Genomic DNA, 5,357 nt, shown 5'->3' with positions numbered 1-5,357 from the left:
GTTGTCAACAGAGCGCATTGGTGCGCACAGCACACCCTACGGGGCGGGATAGCGCTGCGTCTTTGCGCTATGCTGGCCGCCAGTTTAGGAGACCAGCATGAGCTACGATTTCGACCTGTTTGTGATTGGCGCCGGTTCAGGCGGTGTGCGGGCTGCGCGTTTTGCCGCGGGTTTTGGCGCGAAGGTGGCGGTCGCCGAAAGCCGTTACCTGGGCGGCACCTGCGTTAACGTCGGGTGTGTACCGAAAAAGCTGCTGGTATACGGCGCCCACTTCGCCGATGAATTCGAACAGGCCAGCGGTTTTGGTTGGACCCTGGGCAGCAAGCCAGATTTCAACTGGGCCACGCTGATCAGCAACAAAAATCGCGAAATCCAGCGCCTCAATGGCATCTACCGCAACCTTCTGGTCAACAGCGGCGTCACGTTGCTGGAGGCGCATGCCAAGGTGGTCGACCCGCACCATGTTGAAGTCGACGGCAAAACATTCAGCACCGCGCATATTCTGCTCGCCACCGGCGGCTGGCCGCAGATTCCGGATATTCCCGGCCACGAGCACGCAATCAATTCCAACCAGGCCTTCTTTCTTGAACAGCTGCCCAAGCGCGTGCTGGTAGTCGGCGGCGGCTATATCGCCGTTGAGTTTGCCTCGATCTTCAATGGCCTCGGTGCCGATACCACGTTGTTGTATCGCGGTGACCTGTTCCTGCGCGGCTTTGATGGCGCGGTGCGTAAGCACCTGAAAGAAGAGCTGAGCAAAAGCGGTATCAACCTGCAGTTCAACGCCGACATCACCCGCATCGACAAACAAGCTGATGGCAGCCTGCACGCCACCCTCAAAGACGGCCGCGTGTTGGAAACCGATTGCGTGTTCTATGCCACCGGCCGCCGGCCGATGCTGGATAACCTCGGCCTGGAAAACACCAACGTGCAGCTCGACGAGCGCGGCTTTATTGCCGTGGACGAGCAGTTCCAAACTACTGAGCCATCCATTCTGGCCTTGGGCGATGTGATCGGCCGTGTGCAACTCACCCCGGTGGCGCTGGCCGAAGGCATGGCCGTCGCACGGCGTTTGTTCAAGCCCGAGCAATACCGCCCGGTCGATTACCAGCACATTCCTACCGCCGTATTCAGCCTGCCGAATATCGGCACCGTTGGCCTTACCGAAGAGCAGGCGCGAGATGCCGGGCACAAGGTGGTCATTTACCAGAGCGACTTCAAACCCATGAAGCTGACCCTCACCAGCAGCCAGGAACGCACGCTGATGAAACTGGTGGTGGATGCCGACAGCGACAAGGTGCTGGGTTGCCATATGGTCGGTCTGGATGCTGGCGAAATCGTCCAAGGGCTGGCGGTGGCGATCAAAGCTGGCGCCACCAAGCGCATCTTTGACGACACCATCGGCGTGCACCCGACGGCGGCCGAAGAGTTCGTCACCATGCGTACCCCCGTAGGCGCCTGATTGAACATCGAAACGCTGTTCTACTTAAGCGACCTGTTTGGTGTGGCGGTATTTGCCGTCACCGGCGCGCTGATGGCAGGGCGCAATGCCATGGACTTGTTTGGCGTGCTGGTGATCGCGTTAGTTACCGCGTTGGGCGGCGGCACTTTGCGTGATCTGATTCTCGACAACCACCCGGTCAGTTGGATTGGCAACGAGCTGTACCTGCTGGTGGCCTCGCTGGCCGCTATCGGTACGGTGTTGTGGGCACGCTTTATCAAACCGCTGCCGGAAAAAGCCCTGCTGATCGCCGATGCCTTTGGCTTGGCGGTATTCACCGTGATCGGCACCGAGGTTGCGATGCGCCATCAGGTGCCAGTCAGCACGGCGGTGATCATGGGCGTGATGACCGGGGTCGCCGGTGGCGTGTTGCGCGATGTGCTGTGCAACCAGATTCCGCTGATTTTTCAGAAAGAGGTGTATGCCACCGCCTGTATCGCCGGCTCGCTGGTGTTTATGGCCTTGCTGCACTTTGGCGCCGGCCATTGGGCCGCCACTGGCTTAGCGATGTTTGTGGTGCTGTTGACGCGAATGGCGGCCATTTACTGGGGGCTGGCGCTGCCACGCTTCCACCTGCTGGATAGGCATCGATGATTGAACGTCTTGACCACTTAGTGCTGACCGTGGCGGATATCGCCGTCACCGTTGCGTTCTACGAGCGCGTGCTGAATATGCGCCATGAAGTCTTCGGCCAGGGGCGCAGTGCACTGGCGTTTGGGCAGCAGAAATTCAACCTGCACCAGGCCGGACGCGAGTTTGAACCCAAGGCCGCCAAGCCGACGCCGGGGGCTATCGATCTGTGTCTGATTACCCACTGGAGCAGTGCCGATGTGTTGGCGCATTTGGCCCAGCACGGCGTGACGGTGGAGGAGGGGCCGGTGATGCGCACGGGCGCGTTGGGGCCGATTGAGTCGGTGTACTTTCGCGACCCGGACCAGAACCTGATCGAAGTCAGCCGTTACCTGTAGATACGCCGCGAGCGTTTGCTTTGTAGGGTGTACCGGTCCGCGTTCGGTGCGCACCGCACACCCTACGGCCGCACGCTAGCGCGCACCTGCAGCGTTCCGGCTTTCTCGAAGTGCAGGGTGAGCGGCACCTCTTCACCCACCAGTAGCGCCCGCTCCACGCCCACCAGCAGCAGATGGGTGTGCCCTGGCGCCAGCACCTGTTGTCCGCCCGCTGGTACGCCAATGGATTTCAGCGCTTGCACGCTTTGCACTGAGCCCAACTGCACCACGGTGCGCAATTGCACGGCGGTGGCGAGGGGGCTGTTGGCGCCAACCAAGCGGTCTTGCTCGATGCCGCTGTTGCGTAAGGTCAGGTACACCTCAGCCTGCTGCCCGACACCGGGCTGGGCCCATGGCTCAAGTACGTCCAATGAACCGGCTGCCAGTACCTGCCCGGCAAAAAACAACGCGGCGAATAACAGGGCAGGGCGTTTCATTTATTCGGCGCCTGTTGCAGTTCCGGGTCGTCTGGGTTTTGTTGTTCCAGCTCGGCCTGCAACACCTGCACTTTCTGTGGCTGGCCGGCTTCGTGCCAGTAACTGATCAGCGCCATGCGCGCGTTGCGGTTGGCGGGTTGGCGTTTGAGCAGGGCTTCGAGCTGGTTGCGTGCTTCTTCCGGTTTGCCGGTGTCGTGCAGGGCAATGGCGTAGATATAGCTAAATTGCCGATCGTCCGGGGCCAGTTGCGCGGCTTTGGCCAGGGCCTGCAAGGCATTGTCACGCTCGCCAGCACGAATCAGCATCAGGCCCAGGCTGTGTTGCAGCAGGCCGGCTTTGGGGTGCTTGGCAATCGCCTCGTTAAGCAGTTGCAGGGCCGGGCCGTGTTGGCCTGTGGCGTCGAGCAGTTGCGCCAGGCTGACCACCGCGGGCAAAAAGTCCGGGTTACGTTGCAACGCTTCGCGCAGCGCGGCCTCTGCTCTGCTGCCACGGCCGGTGTTCTGGTAGAGCATGGCCAGGTTGAGGTTGGCCTCGGCGCGATCACGCAGAACCTCTTGCGCCGCTTCGTATTCTTCAATCGCTGGCCGCCACAGCTTATCGATGGAGGCACGCTGTTGCGCCGGAATATTGGCCAGTTGTGAGGCTGCCGCCAGGCGCACGGCACGCACCGGGTCGCTTAAGCGCGGGGTCAGCAGGCTGATAAATTGCTCCGCCGAGCCCATACCAGCAATCGCCTCAATGGCGGCAGTGCGTACCTGCGGGTCGGCGTTGTTCAGGGCAATGGCCGCCTGCTCCATGGCGCGCTGGCTGGGGTAGGTGGGCAGTTGCGTCAGCACGGTAGCGCGGCGAATGGCCGGCAGGTCGGTGCGCGCCAATTGCTGCATCAGCATGCGCGCGGCGCCGGGCGAGCCGTGGCGGGCGGCGAAAATGGCATCGGCATAACCGCCGTCAGCCACTTTGGTGTCGCCGTACCAAACCTTGAACTGCTCGGCGATTTTGCTGCTGTTGCCTTTATGGCAGGCAGCGCAGGCGTCCGGGCTGTCGACTTTGGCCGAGTGTGCCGGGTTGGGAATGCTCAGGCTATGGTCGTGGCGGTAGTCGTTGACCATGTACAGCTTGCCGGGCATATGGCAGTCCACGCACTGCGAGCCGGGCTGCCCAGGTTTGTGCTTGGTGTGCTCTGGCGCTTCATAGTTTTTTGCTTTGAGCCCGGTGCCATCAATGCCGGCGCGCGCGGCTTTGCCCGACGGGTTATGGCATTGCAAGCAAACGCCATTGCCCGGTGCTTTCAGTTGATTGCTGTGGGGGTTGTGACAGTCGGTGCAGGTCACGCCCTTGGCGAACATTTTGCTCTGGGTAAAAGAGCCGTACTCGAACACTTCCTCCTTGATCTTGCCGTCCACCTGATACAACTCGGCGTTAAGCGTGGCGGGCAGATAGTCGTCCATCAGCCGGTTTTTATGCGTGTAGCCATCGCCCAGCGGCGCCCGGCGTGCATGGCAGCGGCCGCAGGTTTCGACCTGGGTAAGAGCGTCGCTGCTGGCCAGGGCGGTGCCGAAACCTTTGTCCGGTTGCTGCTTGTTCAGGTTGGCGCCAGAGCTCCATTGCACATGGCGCGAGGCCGGGCCGTGGCAGCTTTGGCAACCGACGCCGAGGTTGTTCCAACTGCTGTTAAAGCTATCGGCGCTGGGGCTGAAGTTGCGTTTGAAATCCGTGGTGTGGCACTCCACGCACATAAAGTTGGCGTTCTGCGCAGGCTTGCTCCAGTGCAAGTCATCGCGAAAGTCGACCTTCTCGCCGGGGTACAGCTCAAACCAGCGTTTTTTCTGGGTATCCCAGGCCACGCCGGAGGCCTGCAGACGGCCGCCGGGCATCTCCAGCAGGTATTGCTGCAACGGCTCGATGCCGAAGGTGTAGGCCACTTTAAAGTCTGCCGCTTTGCCGTCCGGGCCGGGGGTGTTGATCCAATAGGCGCCGTCTCGCCTGCTGAAACGGCTGGTTTCAGCCTCGCCTTTGTAGGTGGTGTTATTGAAGTCACCGCGAATGTTCTCGGCGCTGGCCGGCAACATCGCCATCTGGTGATGGGAGCCGCTCCAGGCTTGGCTTTGTTCGCCGTGGCAGGCCACGCACTGGGCTTCATCGACAAAGCTGGCGGGCGGTTGTTGTGGCTGGCTGTTGGTCGTGGGAGCGGTTGTTACAGTCGCAGGCACGAGCGGCGCCGCGCTGTGCTGGCGATACATCCACAGCGGCAAACTAAGTAGCAACACCACGGCAAAAATGATCAACGCAATCGGGCGTTTGGCGGGTGAACCGCTGGCCGACGGGGCCACTACGGGAGCAGAGGGAGGCGCTGGAGGGGTGTTGTTTTTCTTGTGCTTCGGCATGCAAACATCCGTTGTTCTGACGAGCGCGTAT

General features: G+C 61.3%; 5 protein-coding genes. 3 read left to right on the top strand and 2 right to left on the bottom strand.

Annotated elements, in window-relative coordinates; all coding sequences use genetic code 11:
• Window positions 1-97 precede the first annotated feature (97 nt).
• From gorA to AAAB16_RS22790, 3 genes are read left to right on the top strand one after another with little or no spacing between them, the layout of a single operon-like run.
• The gene (gorA, locus tag AAAB16_RS22800; protein ID WP_340665397.1) at window positions 98-1,459 is read left to right on the top strand and encodes a glutathione-disulfide reductase; all 1,362 of its coding nucleotides are present in this window, start codon (window positions 98-100) and stop codon (window positions 1,457-1,459) included.
• A 6-nt stretch (window positions 1,460-1,465) separates the two neighbouring features.
• On the top strand, window positions 1,466-2,092 hold the full coding sequence (locus tag AAAB16_RS22795; RefSeq protein WP_340665398.1) for a trimeric intracellular cation channel family protein: 627 nt from the start codon (window positions 1,466-1,468) through the stop codon (window positions 2,090-2,092).
• Window positions 2,089-2,466, top strand: a complete 378-nt coding sequence (locus tag AAAB16_RS22790) for a VOC family protein (RefSeq protein WP_340665396.1) — start codon at window positions 2,089-2,091, stop codon at window positions 2,464-2,466. The genes AAAB16_RS22795 and AAAB16_RS22790 overlap by 4 nt, the downstream gene beginning before the upstream one ends.
• Window positions 2,467-2,528: 62 nt before the next feature.
• On the opposite strand, the gene AAAB16_RS22785 is transcribed toward AAAB16_RS22790, so the two are convergent.
• Window positions 2,529-2,942 carry a copper chaperone PCu(A)C gene (locus AAAB16_RS22785; RefSeq protein ID WP_340665395.1) on the bottom strand — a complete coding sequence of 138 codons (414 nt, stop codon included), beginning with the start codon at window positions 2,940-2,942 and terminating at the stop codon, window positions 2,529-2,531.
• On the bottom strand, window positions 2,939-5,326 hold the full coding sequence (locus AAAB16_RS22780) for a tetratricopeptide repeat protein (protein ID WP_340665394.1): 2,388 nt from the start codon (window positions 5,324-5,326) through the stop codon (window positions 2,939-2,941). The genes AAAB16_RS22785 and AAAB16_RS22780 overlap by 4 nt, the downstream gene beginning before the upstream one ends.
• Window positions 5,327-5,357 lie beyond the last annotated feature (31 nt).

The sequence above is a fragment of the Pseudomonas sp. genome (assembly GCF_037994325.1).
In the GTDB taxonomy this organism is placed as follows: Bacteria; Pseudomonadota; Gammaproteobacteria; order Pseudomonadales; family Pseudomonadaceae; genus Aquipseudomonas.
This window is presented reverse-complemented; position numbering and strand designations above follow the sequence as displayed.

Excerpts from the sequence above, each read along its gene's own strand:
- AAAB16_RS22780 (WP_340665394.1), bottom strand. The coding sequence starts at position 5,326 with ATGCCGAAGCACAAGAAAAACAACACCCCTCCAGCGCCTCCCTCTGCT.
- gorA (WP_340665397.1), top strand. The coding sequence starts at position 98 with ATGAGCTACGATTTCGACCTGTTTGTGATTGGCGCCGGTTCAGGCGGT.
- AAAB16_RS22785 (WP_340665395.1), bottom strand. The coding sequence starts at position 2,942 with ATGAAACGCCCTGCCCTGTTATTCGCCGCGTTGTTTTTTGCCGGGCAG.
- AAAB16_RS22790 (WP_340665396.1), top strand. The coding sequence starts at position 2,089 with ATGATTGAACGTCTTGACCACTTAGTGCTGACCGTGGCGGATATCGCC.